Source organism: Streptomyces sp. NPDC055013, from assembly GCF_053608645.1.
The window spans coordinates 235,519-259,386 of the sequence record NZ_JBSGVW010000008.1; the positions used below are offsets into that span (position 1 = coordinate 235,519).

Consider the following 23,868-nt stretch of genomic DNA (forward strand, 5'->3'; position numbering starts at 1 on the left):
CCGCCGCTTGGGCTCGGGCAGCCATCGCCCGCCCCGGGGTCAGGCGCCGGCCGACTGGTCCCCCGTGTCCAGCCCTTCCTCCAGGCGCACAGCCAGCGCCAGCTCATCGAGTGACCCCTCACCGGGCACGAACCACCGGAGGGTGCCCTGCACCGAGGAGCTCACCCCAGAGGCGAGTCGACGCATCTCCCGAGCGAGGCCGCTGGGCGAGTACCACTCCTCGTTCGCATGCCATTGCAGTGGGTAGCGACCACCGTCGTTGCTCCAAGTCGCACGCGAACGCTTCGGGTCCTCCGCCAGCCACTCTGTCATGTCGCGGCGCTCGGGCTTGCTGTATGGCCGGTACTCGAGGACCGTGCCGTCCGGGATACGTCCCTTGGCGATCAGAGTGGTGACGGCGTTGACCTGACGTCCGCGGGTCTCAACCTCCGTGACCTGGTAATTCTCTTCCAGCGCAGGCGCACTGCGACCAGAGTCCAGGCCGCGCAGGGCTGCCCGTACGACCCGCTCGATCCGCTCAGTGTTCCGCACTGCGGCGATGATGTGGCTGGTCTTGCCATACTCCTCGTCGATGGCGGTCAGCGCCCAGGCGAGGGTGGCCCGTACCAGGTCTGGGACCTTCGCAAGTTCTGCCGACCAGTCGTATTCCGGGTCCTCGATTGAGCGGGTGTTCAGACGGCGGAAGACGATGTGGGTGACCAGGAGATCTCCGTAGAAAGCGGCGGCATCGGCGCGCCAGAGCAGTCCGTCCCGCAGTGTTTGCAGCTGGGTGCGGACCTCGCGGAGGAGCTGGACGCAGCGCCAGACGCGGAATGCGCTCGGCGCCGGCCCGAAGATCTCTTGGTAGGTCTCGTCCTCCCACAGGCCAGCGAGGTTCTGATCGCGCTTGGCCACGGCAGCGAGTTGGGCGTTGGGGCTCGTGGCGGCCAGAGCCTCAGCGGCCTCCGCCATCGAGCAACCGTGCTCCGGCTCCGGCGTCGTCTCACCCCGCTTGATCACGTAGCTGAGGTGCAACAGGAGGGCGAAGTCGTCGCGAAGCTGGACCTGTCCGCTGTCGAGGGACTTGAAGTCGCGTTCCTCGATCGGGTTCTGCGTATTTGTAGTCGTGGTCACGTGATCGCCGAAACCGGGAGGGCAGTCCTCCAGGGAGATCAGACGCACCATCACCCGGCCGTACTGTGCGGTGTCCGGGTCGGCGGTGTACGCCCGGTGGATGGCACTCACCGTCTGGGCACCATTGACCACACTGACCCCAGTGAGCTGGAAGTCCCCGACCTTGCCGGGCACCGCCTTGCCGGCCGGCTTGATCGTCTCGCAGAGCATGGTGATGCCGTTGCTGAAGTACCAGAAGTGCTCCGGCTGCTCGAGCAGCGTGTTCCTGATCTTGATGTTGACGTCGGTCAGATCTAGGGAGTCACGGATGTTCCGCGCGAAGAGGCCGCGCCGGTGCTCGCCATAGAGGTCCGCGAGGTCGGGAACGGTCATGGTGCCGTACAGGGCCTTGTACGGAGTCGACTCCTGCACGAAGCCGTCCAGTCGGACCTTGGTGTCGATCCGCGGCGCCGCGGCGTCGCCGAGGATGGCACGGTGGAAGTCACGAAGGTCGAGGATCTTGTACTCGACCATCTCCTCGACCTGGTTCAGCTCCGCGACCTTCTCCTCCAGGAGCTCGCGGACGTCCTGGCTGATCGGAGCGGTCCGCATCAACGCGAGAACGAGCGTGATCTTCGGCGTGCCGACCTCGTACGCCCGCTCGATGTCGGGGACGAACGGCTGGAACCGGCTGTTGAACTTAGTGAAGTGACGGTCGAGCATCAGATTCAGGCCCTGGATCATCTTATGAACCTCGGCCTCGCCGAATCCGCCCTTGCCCTGGTCGCTCCACTTAGCCTGCACCAGGCAGATTCGCGGCTGGGCGGACCTGACCTCCACGGCAATGGAGTCCAGGCCGCGGTCATCCTGACCATCGAAGACACTGATCGCTGCGGCACGGTCACTGCATGGGTGCTCGATCTGCACGGCGAGTGCGGCCAGCCCGCGGCTAAGGAAGGCTTGATGACGCTTCTCTTCGGATAACCGTGCTTGGTCCGTCATGTCGATGAGGCCGGTGAAGCGCTCCTCGATCGCCTTGCGGACATACCCGACGTGCAGTTTGCTCATGCCCCACTCCCGTCACACTCCTGACGAACGAGACCCTATCGAGCGAAGTGCCCTGAGGTTCCCGTACTTCACGCCTTGGTCATGGAGACGAGCCTGCCCACTCAATGGCAAGGTCGATGGTGGTACTTGACGTCGCCTCGGGCCCCGCAGTGTCGCAAACCCTCATCATCTGCACAGCACCGCATCGACTGGATCTGCCTGCATCAACCGCTCTCTCCGTGCTTGGCACACTTAAAGATCAAGTCCGGGAATACCCGCAGGCGTCTCTCGATTGCCTCACCTGTAGTGATCGTAGGAGGGGACGCTGGTGACCGACCTGAAGCTGTTCCAGCTGGATGCCGATGGCCAGGACGTCGAGTTGCGTGGCTCCTCGGTGGCTCTGGAGGTGGAGCTGCAGCGTCGGATCGAAGCTGGCATGGAGGCGATGCTCGGCATTCGTTTCCTGGCGTCGGAGTACCCCACGGGTCCATGGCACCGAGGCCGGATCGACTCGCTCGGGCTGGACGAAAACAACAGCCCGGTGGTGATCGAGTACAAGAAGGGCTCCGACAACGGTGTCCTGTCGCAGGCTGTCTCGTACCTGTCCTGGCTGCGTTCCGCGCGCCACGAATTCGAGGCGCTGGTCAAGGAGAAGCTGGGCACGGATGCAGCCGCGACGATCGACTGGCGCAACCCGCGAATGGTCTGCATCGCTGCCGGGTTCTCCCATCACGACAGGGTCGCCGTGCATGACCTAAACAAGCGGATCGACCTCGTGCGCTACCGCGTCTTCAACGGCGGCCTGCTGAGTCTGTTGCTGGTCGAGTCGGCCGCCGGCAGCACCAGTCCGGCACCCACTCGACGGCAGCCTCGAGAGCGGGAGGTGGTCTCTCACAAGGAAGATGGCGCGCAGTCGGTCCGCGCGACTCTCGACGTGGCTCCCGCTTGCTTGCGCGCGTTGTACGGCGAGCTGGACGAGATGCTGACCGCCTCGGGCGAGGTAGAGGTCGACACAAAGCAGCACTACATCGCCTATCGGCGGATGGTGAACATCGCCTCCGTCATCTTCCGCCCCAAGCACGAGGCGATCATGGTCTACCTGAAGATCGACCCGGACACCGTGACTCTGGAGGAAGGCTTTTCGCGCGACATGCGTGGCATCGGCCATCTCGGCACAGGTGACCTGGAAGTCCGGATCGCCTCTGCGGCAGACTTGGAGAAGGCGGCGCCGCTCATCCAACGAGCGTTCGTAGCAGCCTGACCGAGAGCGGAGACGACCTCGGCTGCGGGGCTCTGGCGTCCTTACCTTTCAAGGAGCTCTTCTTCGAGCTGCGCCCAGCTCGGCTGAGTGCCGCCGGTCTCACGGACGACGGTGAGAAGGCGGCCCTCCAAGTGGACATCCGCCCGCTTCCCTGCCAGTTCGATACCCTCTCGACGCCGACGTGCAGAGCGCAACGCCGACGGGTACTTGGAGAGGACACCGATCAGGACCTCGTACCGGGGAGTGCTGTCAAGTTCGTCGGCCATCGCCCAGGAACCTCGCACAGGTACGCCCGCGAAGCTGCCCACATCCGAGTCCGCCGTCTTGTAAAGGGTGTCGAGGACGCTGTTCACTCTCGCGTCCGCGCGGTCTCGGATGGCCCCTACGTCGGTGCGCGGTCGTCCGGGCCGGAGGAGTGGAGGCCGCCTGTCCATGCCGTCATCCAACCCACGCGGCCGCTGCCGACTCGGCGGGTCGATCCACCAATACGGTTCGTCCTCCTCCGGGATCGGTCCGAGCTGCACGCCGTCACTGCTCCACCAACCAGCGTCGGGGATGAAGATGTCAACTCCCACCCCCATGGCACCGATCCAGACCCAGCTCATGAAGTACGGGTGGTCCTCCAAGGCAGCCGACCAGGCGGCAAGCTGAAGGAGCCGGGCCCTCTGGTTCGCATCCGGCCCCTTCGGGAACAGCGTTTTCGCCTCTCGATGGCGACCGCGCGCTTCTCCGGCAACGGCCCCTTGAGGCAGGTGGAACAAAAGATCCGGCCTGACGCCGAAGGTCCCGTACTTGGCCTGCAAGGGACCGGGCGGAAGGACGTCGAAGCTGTGAAGGGCGTTGCGGCCTGGCTTCCACGAGAACAGCGTCTCGCTCCCAGCTGTCATCACACCCAGCCCAGCACACTCACTGATGAACCGTCGGACGTGTAGCGATGTGGCCAGCAGTGACGGGTAGTCGACCTGAAAGGCAAGCCCGCTTGGGGCAGCGAGATAGCTGGTCAACAGCCGGGCTTCATGCAGGCGAACGCGGTAGTCGACGACTCGCCGGAAGTCGCAGGCCAAGGCATTGATGTGCACCAAGCGGGCAAGGGTGACGGGTAGGTCCGTCCTCCCCAGATTCTTGGCGTGAACGCTAGGATCGCCACCCGCCCCAGGAACGATTTTGAACTTCCAGATCCTGGCGCTCACGGTGTTCATGGCGGCAGCTTACGGAGCTCCGTCCGTGACCGCGGCACGTACCGTCACATCACCAGAAGGCCTGGTTCCAGTCGTCGTTCACCGAGAGGGGGCTGGTACGAGTCTCATGACTACCAGCCACCCACTCCGTGATCTGCGGGGCATCGCCTGCAACAGTGACTGTTCTGCTGGCAGAGGGTGCTTATTCCAAAACTTCGCATTCCTCGCAATACAGGTGAACTGGCCACGGCGGCGACATTTAGGACCAGTGAAAGGGCCTCAGCTCGGCCCCCGTCGGTGGAGATCTCCCCCTGCGAAGGCAGCTTGAAGTGGCCCTACTTGGCCCTTCAGGCCGGATCCGGGCACACCGGGGCGTCCTCAGGCAGACGGAAGCTGCCCCAGCCTCCGTCCTTGATCGGTGCGGGCTGATGCCAACCGGGCAAGCTCGCTGTCGTCGTCGAACGCCGGGCCCTGCCAGTTGTCCGGGGCGACAGCGGCCGCAACCTGTACGTGCGTACCGAACCGTCGAGCGGCCTCGTACAGCGTCTGTAGCGCACCGAGCGCATGGACATCGAGAGCGCCGATTCGCACCACCCACACCTCCCGCGCTGTATCGAAGAACGCGACGGAGCGTAGGAGTTGCCGCTGCTGTTCCCAGGCGGGATTGTCGCAGTGCGCGGCTTGGCAGGTGGCCTCCAGCAGCCACCGGGTCGAAGACGTACGGGAAGGAGAAGTCATACCCGTGACGGTAGGCGACGACACTGACAACCCGGGCCGAGGGAGCCCGGGGCGTGCGCCGCTACTTCGTTGCTGGCCTCTTCCCTACTCCTGCGGCACCGGGCTCGAACGACCGTCCACCGTCCCCTTCCAGGAGGCAGGACCACGTTCAATCCGCAGCCGATGCTCAATGTGAGGGGCCCCAACGGCCCGGGAGCCCTGGCGATCGTGGGGAACGAGGAGCAACTTCGGCGTCTGTATGAGGGCGAAGGCGTCGACGCCGCGATGTCTCTGGCCCAGTCGGTGATGTTCCGGCTGGGGAATTATGCGATGCCCCACAAAATGAAGGGCACACAGGAAAGGGACCCCGGGGGCCTGTGGCGGGACCGGTCCCGAACGATGGCCCATAGCTTCCTCGTATGGGAGACGAGCTGGGCGCATTGGTGATGCGCTATGAGATCGACAACCGTCGTCGCCGTCGCCATTCGTTGGTGCTGCTCCTGCTGGGTCCTGTCGGCCTCCTGCTTGGCGTGGTGTCTGCGATGGCCACGTACCCGAACTCGAACAGCGGCGACGATTTCGTGCCGAGCGTCGTACTCGGCTGCGGCCTCGGGGCAGTACTCGTGGGGTGCAGGCTGGGTTGGCTGTCCCTGACACGCGCCGGTGAGGCGTTCGAGCTGTACGTGGACGGTCTGGTCCACACCTACCGGGACAAGCGCCGTGTCGTGAGGTGGGAGGACGTCACCAACCTCACCGACCACAGCAAGGACACTGCGCTCGGCCGCGCGTTTGGCGGGAACGTGAGTCTTCAGCTGAAGCTCGCACACGGCAGGCCGGTCCTCATCAACGGCCTTGTCGAGGGAGCCGCGCACCTCACGATGGCCGTTCGTGAGGCGATCGAGAACGAAAACCGACCGGAATCGAACTGAACTACTGCCGCTCACCTCCGAACTCCTGTCGTCTCGGCCCGCTTGGGCTCCCAAGCGTTGAAGGGTCGAGATCGCGTGGGAGTGCGCCCACTGCTGGCAGACCGAGTTGGTCCACCAATCGCTCAAGGGCGGCTGCACCGCGGGTTTCCGTGGCGCAGCCGCCCTTGTCTGCGTTCGGGCCCCCGATCTTGGGGCGTCCGCTCTCACTTCTCAGGACCGGCGAGTTCGAAATCGTCCTGGGTGAGTGCATTGCGCAGACGAGCTTCGGCGATGTCGGCGTAATGCTCGGACAGCTCGACGCCTATGAACTGGCGGCCTTCGCGCAAGGCGGCGACCCCGGTCGTCCCGGAGCCAGCGAACGGGTCGAGGACCGTTCCGCCCGGCGGGCAGATCTTCACCAGCTCCTGCATCACTTCCACGGGCTTCTGAGTGATGTGCACGCGGCCCTTCCTCGGCTGGCTCGCTGTGTAGAGGCCGGGCAGGTAGACGGGATTGCGGTTGGCGTCGACGGGTCCCTTGGTTCCCCACACGATGTATTCGCACGACTGCTTGAGTCGGCCCTTCTGCGGCCGGGAGACCGGCTTGTGCCAAGAGGCGATCCCGCGCCAGGTCCAGCCGGCGGCCTGGAGCGCGTCCGTCGTCGTCGGCAGCTGCCGCCAGTCGGTGAAGACGAGCGCGGTGCCGGACTCGACGGTCGCGCGATAGGACTCGGTGAGCAGAAGGGTGAGCCAGAAGCCGTACGAGCGCTGGTCTCGGTTCTCGCCGGGGAAGTTGGCGAGGTCGTGCTCGGCATCAGCCGAGGTGTACTTCGCGCGCGCGGAGCGACCGGTGCGCTCGCTGCTCGTTCGGCCGCCGCTGTTGTAGGGCGGGTCGGTGATCACGGCGTCGACGCTGTTGTCGGGAATGCCGGCGAGGGCGGTCAGCGCGTCGCCTCGGTGCAAGGTGTACGGCATTGCGCGGTTCTCTCTTTCAGGGGGGCGGTCGTGCGCCCATTTCTCCGCTCGCGGAGGGAAGCGCACGTCGGCATGGGGCGATCGGCGGAACTGCGAAAGCAGCCGCCGTGGCGAGCAATGCGCTGGAGGTTAACCCCGAATTCCGGCCGCACCCAATGAAGCAGATCCCAGCTCAACGCCCCAAAGCCGCCTCAAGCTCCGGCCGTTTGGTGCGGCCGTACTTCGTCCCTACAGTCTCGTCGTGTTCGCAGGACAGGACCTGGTTCCGCCCCTGCTGAGCTGTGTCGAGGCGTGCCGTTCCGTCCAATGGACAGCATGTCTGACACCTCACCGACTGGCTTCCTAATCGGCGAAGGGGACTCCCCATGTGGCGAGTGAGATTACGAGCGCGGCTGGCTGCCGCTTTCCAACAAGGGCCAGCGGCCGGGAGTTAGCAGCTCCCGGCCCTGGTTTCCCTGTCTCCCCAGGGATTGCGAATTCATAACCCGGCGGTGCCGGTGGCCTTTTCGACGAGAACGCCTGCGCCGCGCTGCCTACGAGTAAGGAGCTGCCGATGCAGCATGCCCAGGAGCGCCCCTCCCCGGGGCCAGATTCCCTGTCCTGCCGTTCGGCGTTCGGCACGCGTCCGTGAAGAAGGCCATCGCCATAGCAGGGGCCGTGGCGCTCGGCCCGACGTTGTTGATAACGCCCGTCGCTGTCGCTCTCGCTGGTTCCAGCAGTGCTCAGGCCGCCTGTTCCACGGACGGTGCACAGGTTGTGGACAGCGCGGCGGTCGCGAAGCAGGTGGAGTCCATCCTCAAGGGCGACGGCAAGGGGGCCGTGTCCGTTTCGGGACTGGATGACCCCGAGGAGCAGATCCCGAACGCCGAGACGATCCAGGCCACTGGCATCGCGATGAAGGTACCGGCGCGGGGGCAGGTCGTTGCCCTGGCCACGACTCTGCAGGAGTCGGGGCTGCGGAATCTGGATTACGGGGATCGGGATTCGCTCGGTCTCTTTCAGCAGCGACCCAGCCAGGGTTGGGGTACGGCTGCCGAGGTTCGTGATCCGGTGCACTCCTCGACGAAGTTCTACGAGGGCCTGCTCAAGGTCTCGGGCTGGCAGTCGATGACCGTCGCCCAGGCCGCACAGGCGGTTCAGAAGAGCGGCTTTCCCGACGCGTACGCGAAGTGGGAGCCGCTGGCCACAGCGCTCCAGAGGGCCATCGCCAAGTCGCTCGGCCAGAACGCAAGTTCTGGCAAGGACAGCCACACCGGTGGTGAGGACGAGCAGACGGCCTCCTCGGCGGCTACCGCGTGCGGCACTGACGGGGACGGGTCCTCGTTCGGCCCGATTCCCGAGGGGTCCGTCCCCGAGGGCTACAAGATCCCGGCTCGTGCGCCCAAGTCGGTGCGTACGGCGATCCGTTGGGGCCTTGGTCAGCTCGGTACGCCGTATCAGTGGGGCGGCAACTGCTCGGATCCCCACGGTCAGGACCCGATGGGCCGGTGCGACTGCTCGTCCCTGATGCAGGCGTCGTACAAGGCCGGCGGTGTCTCGATCTCCCGGACCACGTACACGCAGGTCAAGGAGGGCAAGGCGGTCAGCGTCGATGCCCTCAAGCCGGGTGACCTCCTGTTCACCCGGGGCACGGCCGCAGCGCCCGAACACGTCGGGATGTTCATTGGCCAGGGGCTGATCCTGCAGGCCCCGAAGACCGGCGACGTGGTCAAGATCTCGACCCTCGCCGAATGGCGTGCGGACATCGTCGCCGCCCGCCGGGTCGTCTGACCGGCTTCTTCTCCCCCTCCCCTCGCTCCATCACCTCTCGGGCCCTCGCGCGCCCAAAATCGCACTGGAGTTCCAAGTGAAGCTCATGCAGCACGCCCAGTATCTGGCGTACAACCCCGGCATCACACCGAAGGAGGGCGGGCTTCCCGGCCTCAGCGTGCTGAAGAACGTCGTCTCCTCGATCAACCTCTACAGCATCATCGCGGTGGTCGGCGCGCTGGCCATATCCGCCCTCGTCTGGGCTTGGGGCCACCACAGCGGCGGCCACCAGGCGGAGGCGAACGGCAAGAAGGGCACCGTCGTCGCCGCCGGCTGCGCCCTGCTGCTCGGGGCCGCCAACGGCATCGTCGCGTTCTTCTCGGCGATGGGGACGCAGGTCCACTGATGTCCAGGAAACGTTCCCGCACTGCTCAGGAGCGCACCTACGGGGCGCCCTCCTCGGTCCTACGGCGTATCGCTCTCGGCAGCATCGTGCTCGCGGTGCTGCTGGCGATCTCCGGACTGCTCGCGTACCTGACTCGCCCGGAGCCCGCAGCCTCCGCGGCCCCCACTCCGGCGAGGACGTCCGCCCCGGAATCGGCTTCGCCGGAGACGACCAACGGCAAGCGTGAGGCCGTCGCTGCGCCGCCCCGGACGAGCGATCCGATCGCCTTCGGCAAGGCGGCCACCAAGGTCCTTTGGTCGTACGACACCCGCTCCATCTCCCGGGCCGAGCATGTGGCCGGGCTCAAGCGGTGGATGACCGCCGAGAAGAAGTACGCCGACTGGGCGTCCGTCACCAACCAGATCCCCAGCCCGGTGCTGTGGTCGCGGATGCACGACAACCGCCAGCACGCCAGGGCCACGGTCGGCGAGGGCCACTACCCGCAGGCGTTCAAGACCGCCCTGGCCCAGGACCCCGGCGCGATCACCGAGGCGTACGTCTACGCCGTCACGGTCACCGGCAAGCAGGCCATCGCCTGGAAGGGCTCGGGCGCCGGAGCCGAATCGCGCTCCACGACGCTCGCCGTCCAGTGCCGTCCCCACCACGACTGCGCCCTCGTCGGCGTGCTGCCGAGCGTCGCGCCGTGACCGCCGCCGCTCCCGAAAGGAGGTGCCCTTATGGGGGCTTGTGACCTGCCTCTGATGCAGACGATGTGCAACACCATCGGCGGCGTCGTCGGTTCGACCGGTGAGGCTGTCACCGATGGCATCGGCGCCTGGATCGCCAAGTCGATGGGCGAGATGGCCCAGGCCGCCGCCGAGCTGGCGTCGAAGGCGGTCGACAGGACGACGGCCATCGACCTGAATGCCGAGTGGTTCAGGAGCAACTACGAGTTGCTGCTGCCGATCGGCCTCATTCTGACCGTCGGCACGTTCTGTCTGCAGCTCGCCCGCGCCGCCTGGCGCCGGGACGAACGTGCCCTGGCTCAAGCGGTCAGCGGCACGGTGACCGGTGTCCTGTTCGCGTTCGCCGCCATCGCCTGCACCACCGTGGCGATCACCGTCGTCGACGCCCTCAGCGCCGGTCTGTTCAAGGCGGCCAACACCTCCATCGACGACGCCGTTCGCCGCATCATTGCGGTCAACAACCTGGGGCCCATGTACGCCCTGGGCTGGACTCTCCCAGCCATCGCCGCGCTCGGCAGCGCGATGGGTGCCTTCTTGTACTGGGCCGTGATGGTCGCTCGGAAAGTCGGCATCCTGGTCCTGGTCACGCTCGCCGTGTTCGCCGGGGCCGGGGGCGGCTGGGAAGTGGCCCGGCGCTGGCGTCGCGGCTGGATCGAGGCCACCGCGGCTCTCATCGTCTCGAAGCTGCTGATGACGATCGTGTTCCTGCTGGGCGTCTCGGCCATGGGCAAGAGTGACGCCTCGGACGGGATCAGCGCGCTGTCGGACGTTCTGGCGGGCGTCGTCGTCATGGTCCTGGTGATGCTGTGTCCGTACGCGACGTACAAGTTCGTGCACTGGGCGGCCGACGGCTCCGGCCATGACGACCTTCACCGTACGGGCGTCGCCGGGGTGGCGGTGGCAGCCGGTGCGGCGAAGACCGCGGGCCAGCTCGCGATGCCGGCCAGCACCGGCATGCGCGCTCCGCAGGGCCCGTCGAAGGTTCCGGGCCAGGGCTGGGGCGGCGTCGCCTCCGGCATCGACCCGACCGGCGGATCCGCCGACGGCGACAAGCCGAAGCAGACCCACTTCCGCTTCGGCGAGGACCCGAACGCCACCGGCGACAAGGGCCGGGCACTGATCCGCCGGCCTCCCACCGACGGTGACCGCGGGCAGCCGCTGATCCAGCGTCCCGGCCAGAGCACGGCGGCCGACGCGGCACCGGTCTCCTCCGGGCCGACGCCCGAGGGCGCGGCGGTGACCCAGCCGCGGGTCACGCACCTGGATCCGTCGGCACCCCGGCGTCCCGGGCCGGTGGGCGGGCCGTCTGCACAGGGCGGTGCCACGCCGCAACGGTGGGTCTATCCCGAGCCGCCGGCTGGATCGGGCTCGTAGCCCTCGCCTGACGGGGCGGGCGGCCACGGTCGCCTCCGGCGCCGCCCGCCCCGTCTCTCCTCTCTTCTTTCTTGCTCGCCACGTTCCAAGGACGGCTTCGCCATGCTTTCCGACACCTCTCAGCCTGACGGCCCGGCCACCGTGAAGTTCCCGCATCGCTCGCGGCGCGGTGTCCTGCTCGGCCTATCGGCCCCTCAGCTGATCGTCGTCACCGTCACCGGGCTGCTGCTGCTCGCGGTGCTGCTCACCTCCGGCGTCACCGGGGCGCTCAGGCTCATACCGCTGTGGGCGGTGATCCTGGCGGCGGTATTCGTTCGCCATCGCGGACGGTCCCTCGCCGACTGGGCGCCCATCGCCGCTCGGTACGCGCTGCGTCGTTTCCGGGGCCAGTTGGTCTGGCTCGCCCGGCCCTCCACTCGGCCGCGTCGCGAGGGCCTGCTGCATCTCCCGGGCACGGCGGCGTCCTTGCGGGTGGTCACCGCCCCGCACGGTCGTTTCGGCGCGGTGCACGATCCGCACCACGACACGCTCACCGCGGTGGTGAAGGTCTCCTCGCGTGCGTTCGCGCTGCTCGATCCGGCCACTCAGTCCAGCAACGTCGCAGGCTGGGGGCGGACGCTGGCGGCTCTGGCGCGTACCGGGCACATCGCCCGGGTCCAGGTCTTGGAGCGCACGGTGCCTGATTCCGGCGACGCGCTCAACCGCTACTGGCACGAGCACGGCAGCGCGGCGACTCCCGTGGCCGGCCCCATCTACGGCGACCTGCTGGCCGCCGCCGGCCCCGCCGCCGCACCGCACGAGGCGTACGTCGCGCTCGCCCTCGACCTCAAGGCCGCCCGCCGCCTGATCAACCAGGCCGGAGGCGGACTCACCGGCGGCTTCGCCGTCTTGGCCCAGCTCACCGCCATCTTCGACCAGGCCGCGCGCAACTCCGGGCTCACGCCCAACGGCTGGCTGGACGCAGCCGAGATCGCCGCCGTGATCCGTACCGCGTACGACCCTAAGGCGTCGGCAGCCTTGGACCAGTGGTCGGCCTCGGGCCGCCCGCAGGCCGAGCCCGCTGCCGCCGGCCCTGTCGTCTTGGTCGAGAAGGCCGACCGGATCCAGACCGACTCGGCCCACCACGCCACGTTCTGGATCGAGAACTGGCCCCGCATCGAGACCTCACCCGGCTTCCTGCACCAGCTCCTGTTCACCTCCGGTGTGCGCCGCACGCTCTCGCTGACCTACGAGCCCAAGGGCCTGGACTCGGCCCTCAAGGACGTACAGCGCCGCAAGGCCACCGTGATCGCCGACGCCGCCGAGCGGCAGCGGAAGGGCCAGGTCGACTCCGAGGAGGACTCGGTCGAGTACGCCGACATCAAGCAGCGCGAGCGGCAGCTGATCGCCGGGCACGCCGACGTCGCCCTCACCGGCCTGCTCACCGTGAGCGCCGACACCGACGAGCAGCTCAACGCCGCCTGCGCCGCGATCGAGACGGCCGCCGTCGCCGCCCTCGTCGACCTGCGCCTTCTGACCTGGCAGCAGGCCGAGGCCTTCACCAACGCCGCCCTGCCCCTCGCCCGCCCGTAGCGCACGCACCCGCACCACCATCTCGCGCTCTACCGAAGGGCACCCCCATGCCAACCGAGCCCCTGCCCGAACTGGCTCCGGACTTCGTCCCGTTCGCCACCGCCGCGCTCGACTTCCATCAGGCGATCAACATGCCGGTCGCCCCGGTCGCCGCCGGCCGTGCCGAACTCGACTCCCTGCACGCCCACGTCGTCGCGTTGTACGCGCTGCTCGACGCCCACACCGTCCGCACCACCCCGGTGGCCAGGGCGGAGGGCGACCATCTGCGGGCGTGCCGGATCCGGCTGTGGCAGGCAGCCGAGCACCTGCACGCAGCCTTCCACGCCGCCCCGCACCCCGGCTCCGGCCGCCTCCCCACCCGGCAGGCGTGCCGGGCCCGGCTGCCCGAGGGAGCGCCCGAACTCACCGTGTGCCAGCGCCACCTGGCCACCGCTGCCCGCGTCCGCCGTGACCACACCCCGACCGATCTGCGCGACCCCTTCACCGGCCTCACCCGCCACTGACCGCCAGGAGCACCACCCCCATGCCGTCTCGTACGCGCGCCAGCGCCAGCCCGCTGTTCGTCCCCCGCAAGAGCGACCGCCGCACGGCGCGCGCCGCCCGCAATCAGTTCGCCGAAGCCCGGGAGCAGGCCCGGCACGCCGCCCGCCCCGAAGCCCGCCCGACCGCACCCGGCTTCGACCCCGAGTTGCGGGCCACCTACCCGGCCGCCGGCCGTCCAGGCCCGGCCTCCGCCCGCGGCGGCCGTCTCAAGCTCCCCGCCCACCGGATGACCACGGCCACCGCCTCCGGGGCCTACCCCTTCCTCGCGGAGGGCGGCCTGGGTGCGCAGGGGATCTACATCGGCCGTGACGTCCACGCGGAGGCGGCCTTCACCTACGACCCGTTCGCCCTCTACGGGCGCCTCGACGGCTTCACCAATCCGAACATCCTGCTGGCCGGGATCATCGGCATGGGCAAGTCCGCCCTGGCCAAGTCCCTCGCGGTGCGCGCCGTTGCCTTCGGCTACCGGATCTATGTGCCCTGCGACCCGAAGGGCGAGTGGACCGTCGTCGCCCAGGAGTTGGGTGGGCAGACCATCGCGCTCGGCCCCGGTCTTCCCGGGCGCCTGAACCCCCTGGACGCACCCGCCCGGCCGTACGGCGTCGGCGAGGAGGACTGGCGGGGCGAGGTCCGCAAACGACGGCTGCTACTGCTCGGCTCACTCGCGAAGACGGTCCTGGGGCGCGAGATGCATCCCATGGAGCACACCGCCCTTGATGTGGCGCTCGACCAGGTCGTCGCCCACGCCGAGGCCAACGGCACCACGCCGCTGCTGGGGGAGGTCGCCTACGTCCTCGGCTCCCGCGAGCGCCTCGATGCCGCGCTCGGCGAGTTGTCCGGCCGTCTCGGTCATGCCGCCGAGGACCTCGCCCACGCCCTGCGCCGACTCGTGCACGGCGATCTGGCCGGGATGTTCGACGCGCCGAGCACCGTGGCGTTCGACCCGAGCGCGCCGATGCTGTCCATCGACCTCTCCCGCCTCGGCGGCGCGGGCGATGACACCGCGCTGGTCCTGGCGATGACCTGCGCCTCCGCCTGGATGGAGTCCGCTCTCGCCGACCCCGCCGGAGGACGGCGCTGGGTGATCTACGACGAGGCCTGGCGCGTCATGCGCCACGTCGCGCTGCTGGAGCGGATGCAGAGCCAGTGGAAGCTCTCACGCGGATTGGGCATCGCGAACCTGATGGTCATCCACCGTCTCAGCGACCTGCTGGCCGCGGGTGATGCCGGCTCCCGGGGCCGGGCCCTGGCCGAGGGCCTGCTCACCGACTGCTCCACCCGGATCATCTACCGCCAGGAAGCCGACCAACTCGCCTCCGCAGCTTCGCTGTTGGGGCTGACCGGGGTCGAGACCCAGGCCGTCTCCGCTCTCACCAAGGGGCGCGGCCTGTGGAAGGCGGCAGGCCGTTCGTTCATTACTCAACATCTTTTGCATCCGCAGGAGCGCGAGCTGTTTGACACGGACGCCCGGATGGCCGCGATCACTCGTCCTTGATCAATCCCACCGTTCGCGGGGCCGGTGCCACGTCCCGGCCCCCAAGTCTTCCCGCCCCGAGCGTTCCCAGGAAGTCCGCCTTCATGTCTCAGCAGTACACGATCCGCCGCTTGGCGCATCGGCTCGTCCAGCACTACCTCCGCGCCACCGCGGCCAACGCCTCTCACAGCCATATCCCCTTGGCCACGGGCCCGTTCGGGGTCCTTGACCAATCCCGACGGCTCGACGCCCGCCAGGCTCCGCCGTCCAACGAAACGGGCCTCCGTCATGGCTGACCGGGCACCGACCACGCGTGGCGGCAACCTCCCTGTGTCTCGTTTCGCCGCGTCGGTGTCAGAGCGCCAGGTCGCCTCCACAGCCCGCAAGCCCGGCCGTGCGGACCTCGCGGCGTTCGCCGAAGGACTCGCCGCTCGGCTGCCCGGCTCATGGATCGTCGTCGCCCATGAGCACGCCGCGTACGCCGATCAGTTCCCGCTCGCGCAGCGGGTCTGGGACCTCGGGCATGTGCAATGGGCCTTCGACCAGTTCGTGCTGTCTCGGGACGCCGTGCTCACCAGCGACAACGGTTGCGAGTTGGTCGTCGTCGACCGCCCACGGCGCAAACGTGAGTTCCTGATCGCCGCCTTGCAGCCGAGCGGCAGCGATGTCGCGGACCGGGTGAACGCGCCCAACGGCATCGTCGTCGACGCGGACCCGGTGCGCGCGGCTTCGGCGGTGGCCAACCGGCTACTTCCCCGCTACGAGCGGGCCGTACATGAGGCGGGGGTTGAACAGGTCGCCACGGCGGTGGCTGCCGGCGAGCGGGTCCTTGCCGAGTGGGACGCGATCTCCGACAGCCTGTGCGACGCCGACCACTGGCCCCTCGACGAGCACTACGGCCTGCGCCAGCAACAACGGGACGCGGAGATGTGGGCTCTGTTCGCTCCCTTCCTCGACCACGGCCCTGCCCTGGTCGCCCACGCCGAGGAGATGCTCCCGTTCCTGGATCCGGAGGATCGTGCGGAGGGGCGGTGGCCGTACCGGCTTCGGGTGCTGCGCGAGGCCCTGGAGGGCGGTGCACGTGTTCAGGCCGACTTCGAAGCCGTCACCGGTGCGCTGCTGCCGGATCAACCTCGCGCCGAGGCCGCGTTCGGGAACGCCGTCGTCGAGCGCAATGCCGAGGGCTGGCACTACTCCCTGACCTGGATGGAGAACGGCGGCGCGCTCGTCGAGATGGCACGAGCCGAGCGGGCCCTGCACGGCCGTCCGCACAGGTCACAGCAGTCCACGCAGGTCCAGGCCGCCCGCGCCCGGTCCCCGCACGCGATCCGCCAGAGCGTCGCGACGCCGGCGGTGTCCACCGCTGCGGCGCCACCCGGCCTCCTCCCACACGGCCGCCTACGCCGATCGCGCTAGCGCAGATTCCCCGGCCCCGCCAAATCCGTCTTCGGGCCACATCCTCGTCCTCCGCACGGCCCCGACCTCTGCGAGGTGCACCTTTCGTGGCGGAAATACCCCCGCACATCACCATCGCCCACCACAACCAGTACGGCGTCGTGGCCGCGCTGTCGCACGACAACCACGTCGCCGATCACCTGCTGCGGCGGGTCGGCTTCGAGCGGCTGCCCGGCAGCCGCATGTACGCCCTGACCGAGCCGGACCGCGACCTGACGCGGCGCGGACAGCAGGCCGTCCAGTCGCTGCGCGCCGCGCGGTACAGCGTCACCTCCGACGCCGCGTACGACCTCCAGCCCGCCGCCCGGCCCACCCCCGGCCGAGGCCTCTTCGACGAGCCGTCGAGCGACCCCGTCCCCGAGGGCCTCGGCGGTGAGGAGGCGGTCGTCACCGCTTCCCACGCGCTCGCTGCCGACATCCGGGCCGCCCGGATCGTCGTGCACGACCAGGTTCGTGATCCCGAGGGCACGCTGCGCGCGGTCGGAACCGACATGCGCACAGGTGAGGGCGTGTTGCTGCACGGCGAAGGCGATCTGCGGTACGTCGAGACGCGGCTGGACAGCACGGCCCTCGCGTTCGACGCGTTCTCCTACATCCGCGGCAACGGACGTCCCGACCCGACTCCCGCGACCTGGCAGCGCCGGGCCCAAGCCGCCACCGCCATCTCCCCGGCTCGCGCGAGCACTTCGGTGCCGCAGCGGCCCGACGTCACAGTCACCTACCGCCCGGACCCGGCCGCTCGGCAGCCGGTCCGCGCCCGCTAGGTCATCCGCACCCAAAGGAGTCCTCAGCATGAAACTGCAACTCGAGCCCGACGTCGCCTTCGGTGTCCACCCGGACCTCGGTGTGGCCGCTGCCGTGGCGGACGACCACCCGTTCCTCGACGAAGTGCTGCGCAAGCACCACTTCCGCTACAACAACACCCTCGATCTCTACTTCCTGCCCGCCGACACCCCGCACAACACGGCGGTGCGAGCCGTGGCCCGCGCTAGCCGCGAGTTCCAGGACGCCGGCCTCTCGGTCGCCGCCGACCCAGGCATCATGCTGCCGCCCCCGATCCCCACGCCGGACGGGGCGCCCGGACGCCAGGCACTGCCCGGACAGTCACTGACCGCCCTGACCGGAGAACTGCACGAGCTGCGCCGCTCGGCCGATGTCGCCGACGTCCTTGAACAGATCCTCGACGAACACCACGGCGTCGTCGGCGACCTGGAGGAGTTCATCGACACGGCCGCCGCCTGGTGCGATCGACTCGACACCGCCAACGGCCGCGAGCTGGGCCAGCACCTGCGCACCATCGCCCACCACGTCGCTTTCCTCGGCGACCAACTCGTCACCGCCCAGCTCGACCTGGCGGTCATGCCGGACGTGACGCCGGACGACGCCCCGCCCCTGGCCGACGTACCGCTGCTCCCCCGGCACGAGGTCCCGTCCGTCACGCACACCGCCCGCGCCCGCGCCGCTCTCGCGTCCTCCCCGAACCGCCCGGCCGCCCAGTCCCCTTCCCCGGACGAAGCAGCCCGTTCACCGGCTCCCCCGTCCAGCCCCCGTCGTACGCGCTGACCTTTCTCTCGATCGCACAAGGAGTCCGGCTCATGGCCGTCAAGAAGATCTGGACCATCAACCACGCCTGTGGGGACACCACTCAGGTCGATCTCTCCGACCGTCCGGCCGACCGGCGTGCCGGCTACGCCCGCTGGCTCGCCGAGCGCGACTGCACCGACTGCTGGCGCGCCACCCAAGGCGGGGACACCGAGTCCAAGGCCGAGTGGCTGGCGAAGAAGCGAGCCGCTGAGCAGGCCGAGGCCGAGGAATGGTCGACGCGGTACCGGATGCCTCCTCTGGAGGGCACCGACCGCGCCATCGCCTGGGGCACCCGCTGCCGCCACCAGCTCATGGCCGCCGCATACACCGCCCTCGTCCTCGAAGGCACCACCAGCGAGGCGGAGTGGGCCGCCATCGAGGACACCGCGCGGCCCCTGACACGTGCCGGGTGGTGGCTGGACCAACGCGACGCCGACCCCGCCGACCTGCCCGAGCTGCTGGCAGCCGCCACTGCGGGCGACCGGCCCACCGAGAACCCTCACTTCTGACCCGCCCGCGGAGGCCTCCATGTCCACCACGCCCAAAGTCGTCATCACCCGCGAGCCGGACGGCAACGTCATCGCCGAGGGCGGAGACGAGCTGGCCGTCACCCTTCTCAAGCGTGCCGGGTTCGTCATCGAGACCACGCCGCGCTCCTTCTGGTACCGGCTGCCCTGGGACATGGGCGAGGAGCGCGAGAACCAGATGGCCAGCCATGCCGCCCGGATGCTCACCGCGGTCGGCTACCAGGTCGAACTCGATCCCGGCCTGGACGTCACCCGGATCACCACGCCCACCGATCCCCTGGGCACGCGCGCCTACGGGCAGCAGATCCTGTCCCTGACCGATCAGCTCAACGGAGCCGAGACGTACGCGGGGGCGGCCGACCTCATCGAGCACGTCGTGGACCCGGACGACGGCGTCCTCGTCCGCCTCGGTCAGTTCTTTGAGGCCGCGGCCGTGCAGGCCAACGTCGCCGACACCGATGACGGCTGGGTCCTGTCCCACCTCTGCGAGGACGCCGCTGCCACGCTCACTTCTCTCGCCGAGGACGTGCGCGGCGCCGGCCACCAGATGCAGCGGCTCGAGCCGCCCCGGAAGCGGAGCTGGCAGGAAGGCGTCGCCAGCTACTACGCGACGGCCCCGAGCCCGCGCACCGGAGCCACACCCGCTGTCGAAGAGTCCTCCGCCACGCCACCCACAACGCCCCGGCCGGGCCGGGGCCGCTGACCGCTCCCCGCCGTTCCCTCCACCTCCCCTGCTCACCGCCACAACCACCAGGAGCCCGCTCGTGATCGCCAGAGCAACTCGCCGCCCCACCGCCACCCGTAGGCCCGCACCCCTCTGGATCCCGCCTTGCCATCTCCGCGTACCAGCACGCCCTCGACCGCCACCGGCACCGACTTCCTCCTCTACCTCCTGATCGGCATCGCCGGTCTCGGCATGGCGGGAGGCTCGCTGGCCTGGCTGTTCGGCAATCTCGCCAACGCCGTGGTCGGCTCCGATCCGTGGGCCGCCTTCCAGCCAACCGACGCGCTCCTGCACCCCGAACGCGCCTGGCCGCATCTCGCCCAGCCCGCCGTCCTCACCGGCTGCTACCTGATGCCCGCCGCCACGCTCATCACGGCAGCTGTCCTCGGCGGCCGGCTGTGGCTGCGCTTCCGCCGGAACCCCAACGGGCTGGCCGATCAGCGGGACCTGGCCGACCTCCTGCCCAGGAAGATCGCCGCGAAGGCCATCGACCTGCGGCCCAGCCTGAAGGGCACCAAGCCCAAGGCCGTAGCCCCGGACGACCGCGGCGTACTACTGGGCACGCTGAAGCCGGGAGCCACCGAGGTCCGCTCCTCCTGGGAGGACGTGCTCCTCGCGATCATGGCGCCCCGCTCCGGGAAGACCTCGGGCCTGGCGATCCCCGCCATTCTCCGCGCCCCCGGCCCGGTGCTGCTGACCTCGAACAAGGCGGCCCGCGACGCCTTCACCGCGACCCTCGACGAGCGCTCCCGCGTGGGCACGGTGTGGACGCTGGACCCGCAGCAGATCGCCCACGCCCCGCAGACCATGTGGTGGGACATCCTCGCCGACGCTCACGATCTCGCCGGGGCCCGGCGGCTGGCCGGGCACTTCGTGACCGCCTCGGTGGACGAGTCCAGCGCGGGCGACTTCTGGTCCACCGCCGCCGCCAACACCCTCACCGCGCTGTTCCTCGCGGCGGCCCGCGACCGTCGGCCGATCACCGACGTGCTGGCCTGGCTCGCCTCCCCCGCCGACCGCACCCCCATCGACCTCCTGCAGGACGCCGGACTCGACTCCGTCGCCGCACAGCTCCAGGGCACCGTGGCCGGAGCCGTCGAGACCCGCGACGGCATCTTCGAGACCGCCCGGCAGTACGCCAGCTGCCTCCTCGACCCGGGCATAGCCGCCTGGGTCACCCCTCCCAGCGGCCTGGAAAAGGTACGGGAGTTCAAGCCGGAGGTGTTCGCGACCAGCAAGGACACCCTGTTCCTGCTGTCGAAGGACGGCGGCGGCTCCGCCTCGGCGATCATCGCGGCAGCCGCCGACGCGGTGATGCGCGCGGCCGTCATCCAGGCCGAACGCGACGGTGGACGCCTCGACGCCCCGCTGCTCGCGATCCTCGACGAGGCCGCCAACGTCTGCAAGATCGCGGATCTCCCGGACCTCTACTCCCACCTCGGGTCCCGGGGCGTCATCCCGATCACGATCCTTCAGTCCTACCGCCAGGGCGTACGGGTCTGGGGCGAGGCCGGCATGGACGCCCTGTGGTCCGCCGCGACGATCAAGCTGGTCGGCTCCGGCATCGACGACGCCGACTTCGCGGACAAACTCTCCCGCCTCGTCGGCGACCACGACGTACGCACCGTCTCCGTGTCCACCAGCGAGTCGGGCAAGTCCACGTCGGTGTCGATGCGTCAGGAGCGGGTGCTGCCGGCCGACGCGATCCGGGCCCTGCCCAAGGGCTCCGCACTGCTGCTGGCCACCGGGGTCCGCCCCGCCCTCCTCGACCTCAAGCCCTGGTACCGCGAACCGGACGCGGACCGGCTCGGCGCCGCCTCCGCCCAGGCGACCGCGGCGATCACCGAGCGCGCGCTGGCCAAGCAATTGCACCGCGACGACTTCGGCCCGGCGGCATGACCGCCCCGGCCCGGCACGACGAGCGCACGAGACGCGGACGTACGGCCCATCGCGTCCCTGAGCCGCGGCTCGCCCTCCCCTTGTTCTTCTTGAGGTGCTCCTGTGTCCCACCCCGTACCAACCTGGGCTTCCATCCGCCCGACCGAGCGGCTTGCCGGCACTCCCGCCGTACACCACGACGGCCACTGGTGGCTGGTCGTGCCGACGGGCACCGTGCCCGCCTCGGACCCGGCCTTCACCGGCGAATTGGACCGCTTCGCCGCCGACATGGCCGCCGCCGACCGCGCCGTCGCGAACCCGCGCACCGAGCGCACGGCCGCAGGTGAGGACCAGCGGTGACGCCGCTCATCCAAGCCGAGCAGGCCGTCCTGGGCTCGGTCCTCCTCGACCCCGGCCAGCTCGAGCATCTCTCGTCCTGGCTGCGGCCCGAACACTTCTACCGTCCGGTGCACGCCGCCCTCTACGCCGCGATGATCAAGCTCCGGGCCGACGGCCACCCGGCCGCAACGGGCAAGAGCGGAGACCCGATCCCGCTGTCCTGGGTGACGGACACCGTGCAGGAGGCCAGCACCCGGACCCGTGGGCTCACCGCGTCGTACGCCCATTCCTTGATCTCCGCATGCCCGCACGCCACCCATGCCCCCGTCTACGGGCGGATGGTCCTGGAGGGCGCCATCCATCGCAGCGTCACCCAGCACGCCATCCGCCTCCACCAGGCCGCGCGTGCCGACGCCGTCCGCGGCGGAGTCGAGGAGACGGTCCACCACGCCCAGGTCCTGGCCGACGTGCTCGCCGATCTCGCTCACGGGTGGGGCACCGAGCCACGGCCAGTGCAGCCGCCATCGCCGAACACCTCCCCCTCCCCGCCGGCACAGCCCGTCGACGAACAGGTTCTCGCCGATGAGGAGTTTCTCCTCGGCTGTATCAGCGCCCGGCCCGAGCAACTGCTCGACGTCGTCGGCTGGTTGCATCCCGGCGACTTCGCGGACATCGGCCATCAGCAGATCTACCGCGCTCTGGGCGCCCTGCATCACCGCGGCGAGCCCATCGATCAGCTGACCGTGCTGTGGGAAACGCAGCGCCGGGGGGCTCTGTCCGACGGGACGCTCGACGCCGAACGCGTTCTGCGGATCTGCGATCCGTTGTCCCTCTCCGGGGTGGCCGAGTACTTCGGCGAGCAGGTCGTCCAGGCCTCGCTCGTCCGCACGGCTGCGGCCTCCGCCCGGCAGGTGCGGGCGCTGGCCGACGACGAGTCCTTGGCTCCCGGACGGCTGATCGGGTACGCCCTGCACGCCCTGGGCCCGCTCGACGAGGTCCGGCGCCGCCTACGGGCCGCGTCCGGCACCGGGCCCGCACCACCGCCCACGGTCAGTGTGCTGGCCGTTGCGCCGCCTGAGGCCCGCATCGACGCGGCCCGTTCCCGCAGCCGCCCCCGCGCCACCGCCGCCTCGGCTGCGACGGCCACCGCGGCCCCGCATGCCGCTGCTCCCGACCGTGCCACCCGTCGGAGCCAGTCATGACAGACCACACTGGCCGCGCCGGCCTGGAGAAGGACGCTCTGTACGCCGTTGCCTGGGAGTTCGACCAGCTGCGCATTCAGATCACTATCCCCCAAGCCCCGAGCGATCTCCTTGATCTCGTCACCGCGTCCCGGCAACTAGCCTCGCTGACAGGGCTGGTCAAGGACCTGTCGGACGAGGTCCTGTTCCGGGCCGTCGACGAGGACCCCGGACTCGACCTCGGGCCAGTCATCGCCGCGTACACCTCGGCGGCGGTGCCCGCAGGGCGTGCGGTGGAGAACTACACCGAGGCGTATGCCCAGTTCGGCTTCCTGCGCCGCTTCGCCGAGGCCCCCGACTCGGCGGATCTGCGCGACGCGCGTGCGGCGGCGTTCCGTGTCGTCCAGGAGCGGATGGAGCTCGTACGCGACGATCTCCAAGAGGTGAGCGACACCTTGCGGGGCGCGGCGGACCGCCTGGACGGCACGCCACCGCGCGTGCTTGCAGCGCTGAGCCGATCGGCACGGCCGACGAATTCGATCTACCGCCTGCCCACGGAGCCGCCGGCCCCTGGTCCGGTCCGGCTCGCCTACACTCCGGCACCCCGCCATGGCCGCTGACCTAGTCTCGGTGGGGACGCCACCGTTGATCGGGAGCCTGTGCTCCGGCTACGGCGGCCTGGACCTCGGCGTCCAGGCCGCCCTCGGAGGCACACTCGCCTGGCACGCCGAGATCGATCCAGGTGCCGCCCGGATCCTGGCCCGCCACTGGCCCACCGTGCCCAATCTCGGCGACATCACGGCCGTGAACTGGGCCGCTGTCCCGGAGGTGTGCGTCGTGACGGCTGGCTTCCCCTGTCAAAGACGTCTCCGTCGCCGGCCGCCGCGCCGGACTGGCTGATGGCACCCGGTCCGGTCTGTGGCACCACGTCGTCCGTGCCATCGAAGCCCTCAACCCCTGCCTGGTGGTGATCGAGAATGTCCGAGGGCTCCTCACCTCGCCGGCCGGTTCCCCTGGCGACGTGGAACTCTGCCCGTGGTGTCTGGGAGACACCGCAGGCCAGCCTGCTGTGCGCGCACTCGGTGCCGTACTCGGCTCCCTGGCCGACATCCGGTTCGATGCGCGCTGGTGTGTGCTTCGCGCCTCTGACGTCGGAGCCC

At 69.4% G+C, this 23,868-nt stretch carries 23 protein-coding genes and 1 pseudogene; 20 read left to right on the forward strand and 4 right to left on the reverse strand.

The annotated features are described in order from the left end of the window. Positions 1–39: 39 nt before the first annotated feature. Positions 40–2,160 (reverse strand): AIPR family protein, encoded by a 2,121-nt coding sequence (locus tag ACWGDB_RS13540; protein ID WP_453822562.1) that lies wholly within the window; start codon positions 2,158–2,160, stop codon positions 40–42. A gap of 307 nt (positions 2,161–2,467) precedes the next feature. Here ACWGDB_RS13540 and ACWGDB_RS13545 point away from each other — a divergent pair, with 307 nt between their 5' ends. Next, positions 2,468–3,400: a DUF5655 domain-containing protein gene (locus ACWGDB_RS13545; RefSeq protein WP_453822563.1), complete on the forward strand. Its 933-nt coding sequence runs from the start codon at positions 2,468–2,470 to the stop codon at positions 3,398–3,400. A gap of 41 nt (positions 3,401–3,441) precedes the next feature. Here the strand turns inward: ACWGDB_RS13545 and ACWGDB_RS13550 are convergent, their stop codons facing one another. Together ACWGDB_RS13550 and ACWGDB_RS13555 are read right to left on the reverse strand one after the other, a co-directional pair. Further along, the gene (locus ACWGDB_RS13550) at positions 3,442–4,599 is read right to left on the reverse strand and encodes a hypothetical protein (RefSeq protein ID WP_453822564.1); all 1,158 of its coding nucleotides are present in this window, start codon (positions 4,597–4,599) and stop codon (positions 3,442–3,444) included. Between the two features lie 357 nt (positions 4,600–4,956). Beyond that, positions 4,957–5,316, reverse strand: a complete 360-nt coding sequence (locus ACWGDB_RS13555; protein WP_453822565.1) for a hypothetical protein — start codon at positions 5,314–5,316, stop codon at positions 4,957–4,959. 398 nt (positions 5,317–5,714) lie between these two features. Here ACWGDB_RS13555 and ACWGDB_RS13560 point away from each other — a divergent pair, with 398 nt between their 5' ends. Further along, positions 5,715–6,224, forward strand: coding sequence for a hypothetical protein (locus ACWGDB_RS13560; protein ID WP_453822566.1), 510 nt, complete (start codon positions 5,715–5,717; stop codon positions 6,222–6,224). A gap of 203 nt (positions 6,225–6,427) precedes the next feature. On the opposite strand, the gene ACWGDB_RS13565 is transcribed toward ACWGDB_RS13560, so the two are convergent. Next, positions 6,428–7,177, reverse strand: a complete 750-nt coding sequence (locus ACWGDB_RS13565; protein WP_453822567.1) for a DNA-methyltransferase — start codon at positions 7,175–7,177, stop codon at positions 6,428–6,430. 627 nt (positions 7,178–7,804) lie between these two features. Between ACWGDB_RS13565 and ACWGDB_RS13570 the strand changes: the two genes are divergently transcribed. The 18 genes and pseudogenes from ACWGDB_RS13570 to ACWGDB_RS13655 form a co-directional block, all read left to right on the forward strand. Further along, on the forward strand, positions 7,805–8,947 hold the full coding sequence (locus ACWGDB_RS13570; RefSeq protein ID WP_453822568.1) for a C40 family peptidase: 1,143 nt from the start codon (positions 7,805–7,807) through the stop codon (positions 8,945–8,947). 85 nt (positions 8,948–9,032) lie between these two features. After that, positions 9,033–9,332: a DUF6112 family protein gene (locus tag ACWGDB_RS13575; RefSeq protein WP_053215032.1), complete on the forward strand. Its 300-nt coding sequence runs from the start codon at positions 9,033–9,035 to the stop codon at positions 9,330–9,332. Then, complete coding sequence (locus tag ACWGDB_RS13580; protein ID WP_453822569.1) at positions 9,332–10,018, forward strand: hypothetical protein; 687 nt, start codon at positions 9,332–9,334, stop codon at positions 10,016–10,018. The genes ACWGDB_RS13575 and ACWGDB_RS13580 overlap by 1 nt, the downstream gene beginning before the upstream one ends. A gap of 30 nt (positions 10,019–10,048) precedes the next feature. Then, positions 10,049–11,431, forward strand: a complete 1,383-nt coding sequence (locus ACWGDB_RS13585) for an SCO6881 family protein (RefSeq protein WP_453822570.1) — start codon at positions 10,049–10,051, stop codon at positions 11,429–11,431. A gap of 102 nt (positions 11,432–11,533) precedes the next feature. Next, positions 11,534–13,003, forward strand: coding sequence for an SCO6880 family protein (locus ACWGDB_RS13590; protein ID WP_453822571.1), 1,470 nt, complete (start codon positions 11,534–11,536; stop codon positions 13,001–13,003). Positions 13,004–13,050: 47 nt separating this feature from the next. Continuing rightward, the gene (locus tag ACWGDB_RS13595; RefSeq protein WP_453822572.1) at positions 13,051–13,506 is read left to right on the forward strand and encodes a DUF6238 family protein; all 456 of its coding nucleotides are present in this window, start codon (positions 13,051–13,053) and stop codon (positions 13,504–13,506) included. 20 nt (positions 13,507–13,526) lie between these two features. Beyond that, a complete protein-coding gene (locus ACWGDB_RS13600) occupies positions 13,527–15,041 on the forward strand; it encodes an ATP-binding protein (RefSeq protein WP_453822573.1) in 1,515 nt (504 codons plus the stop codon). Positions 15,042–15,371: 330 nt separating this feature from the next. Then, the gene (locus tag ACWGDB_RS13605) at positions 15,372–16,436 is read left to right on the forward strand and encodes a hypothetical protein (RefSeq protein ID WP_453822574.1); all 1,065 of its coding nucleotides are present in this window, start codon (positions 15,372–15,374) and stop codon (positions 16,434–16,436) included. Between the two features lie 86 nt (positions 16,437–16,522). Next, positions 16,523–17,239: a hypothetical protein gene (locus ACWGDB_RS13610; RefSeq protein ID WP_453822575.1), complete on the forward strand. Its 717-nt coding sequence runs from the start codon at positions 16,523–16,525 to the stop codon at positions 17,237–17,239. A 28-nt stretch (positions 17,240–17,267) separates the two neighbouring features. Beyond that, entirely contained in the window at positions 17,268–18,038 is a 771-nt protein-coding gene (locus ACWGDB_RS13615) for a hypothetical protein (RefSeq protein WP_453822576.1), read from the forward strand. Between the two features lie 32 nt (positions 18,039–18,070). Continuing rightward, the gene (locus tag ACWGDB_RS13620; protein WP_453822577.1) at positions 18,071–18,568 is read left to right on the forward strand and encodes a hypothetical protein; all 498 of its coding nucleotides are present in this window, start codon (positions 18,071–18,073) and stop codon (positions 18,566–18,568) included. A gap of 19 nt (positions 18,569–18,587) precedes the next feature. Next, the gene (locus ACWGDB_RS13625) at positions 18,588–19,289 is read left to right on the forward strand and encodes a hypothetical protein (RefSeq protein WP_453822578.1); all 702 of its coding nucleotides are present in this window, start codon (positions 18,588–18,590) and stop codon (positions 19,287–19,289) included. Positions 19,290–19,415: 126 nt separating this feature from the next. Then, entirely contained in the window at positions 19,416–21,209 is a 1,794-nt protein-coding gene (locus ACWGDB_RS13630; protein WP_453822579.1) for a type IV secretory system conjugative DNA transfer family protein, read from the forward strand. A gap of 102 nt (positions 21,210–21,311) precedes the next feature. Continuing rightward, positions 21,312–21,548 (forward strand): hypothetical protein, encoded by a 237-nt coding sequence (locus ACWGDB_RS13635; RefSeq protein ID WP_453822580.1) that lies wholly within the window; start codon positions 21,312–21,314, stop codon positions 21,546–21,548. Continuing rightward, the gene (locus tag ACWGDB_RS13640) at positions 21,545–22,729 is read left to right on the forward strand and encodes a DnaB-like helicase N-terminal domain-containing protein (protein WP_453822581.1); all 1,185 of its coding nucleotides are present in this window, start codon (positions 21,545–21,547) and stop codon (positions 22,727–22,729) included. The genes ACWGDB_RS13635 and ACWGDB_RS13640 overlap by 4 nt, the downstream gene beginning before the upstream one ends. Further along, a complete protein-coding gene (locus ACWGDB_RS13645; protein WP_453822582.1) occupies positions 22,726–23,328 on the forward strand; it encodes a hypothetical protein in 603 nt (200 codons plus the stop codon). The genes ACWGDB_RS13640 and ACWGDB_RS13645 overlap by 4 nt, the downstream gene beginning before the upstream one ends. Then, positions 23,318–23,608, forward strand: coding sequence for a DNA cytosine methyltransferase (locus ACWGDB_RS13650; RefSeq protein WP_453822583.1), 291 nt, complete (start codon positions 23,318–23,320; stop codon positions 23,606–23,608). The genes ACWGDB_RS13645 and ACWGDB_RS13650 overlap by 11 nt, the downstream gene beginning before the upstream one ends. Next, a pseudogene (locus ACWGDB_RS13655) lies at positions 23,601–23,834 on the forward strand (DNA cytosine methyltransferase); the annotation flags it as partial. The gene ACWGDB_RS13650 and the pseudogene ACWGDB_RS13655, both read left to right, overlap by 8 nt. Between the last annotated feature and the right edge of the window lie 34 nt (positions 23,835–23,868).

Coding starts and splice junctions, on each gene's coding strand:
- ACWGDB_RS13590 (WP_453822571.1), top strand. CDS start 11,534: ATGCTTTCCGACACCTCTCAGCCTGACGGCCCGGCCACCGTGAAGTTC.
- ACWGDB_RS13560 (WP_453822566.1), top strand. CDS start 5,715: ATGGGAGACGAGCTGGGCGCATTGGTGATGCGCTATGAGATCGACAAC.
- ACWGDB_RS13575 (WP_053215032.1), top strand. CDS start 9,033: ATGCAGCACGCCCAGTATCTGGCGTACAACCCCGGCATCACACCGAAG.
- ACWGDB_RS13580 (WP_453822569.1), top strand. CDS start 9,332: ATGTCCAGGAAACGTTCCCGCACTGCTCAGGAGCGCACCTACGGGGCG.
- ACWGDB_RS13645 (WP_453822582.1), top strand. CDS start 22,726: ATGACAGACCACACTGGCCGCGCCGGCCTGGAGAAGGACGCTCTGTAC.
- ACWGDB_RS13565 (WP_453822567.1), bottom strand. CDS start 7,177: ATGCCGTACACCTTGCACCGAGGCGACGCGCTGACCGCCCTCGCCGGC.
- ACWGDB_RS13595 (WP_453822572.1), top strand. CDS start 13,051: ATGCCAACCGAGCCCCTGCCCGAACTGGCTCCGGACTTCGTCCCGTTC.
- ACWGDB_RS13650 (WP_453822583.1), top strand. CDS start 23,318: ATGGCCGCTGACCTAGTCTCGGTGGGGACGCCACCGTTGATCGGGAGC.
- ACWGDB_RS13615 (WP_453822576.1), top strand. CDS start 17,268: ATGAAACTGCAACTCGAGCCCGACGTCGCCTTCGGTGTCCACCCGGAC.
- ACWGDB_RS13585 (WP_453822570.1), top strand. CDS start 10,049: ATGGGGGCTTGTGACCTGCCTCTGATGCAGACGATGTGCAACACCATC.
- ACWGDB_RS13625 (WP_453822578.1), top strand. CDS start 18,588: ATGTCCACCACGCCCAAAGTCGTCATCACCCGCGAGCCGGACGGCAAC.
- ACWGDB_RS13550 (WP_453822564.1), bottom strand. CDS start 4,599: ATGAACACCGTGAGCGCCAGGATCTGGAAGTTCAAAATCGTTCCTGGG.
- ACWGDB_RS13540 (WP_453822562.1), bottom strand. CDS start 2,160: ATGAGCAAACTGCACGTCGGGTATGTCCGCAAGGCGATCGAGGAGCGC.
- ACWGDB_RS13555 (WP_453822565.1), bottom strand. CDS start 5,316: ATGACTTCTCCTTCCCGTACGTCTTCGACCCGGTGGCTGCTGGAGGCC.
- ACWGDB_RS13600 (WP_453822573.1), top strand. CDS start 13,527: ATGCCGTCTCGTACGCGCGCCAGCGCCAGCCCGCTGTTCGTCCCCCGC.
- ACWGDB_RS13620 (WP_453822577.1), top strand. CDS start 18,071: ATGGCCGTCAAGAAGATCTGGACCATCAACCACGCCTGTGGGGACACC.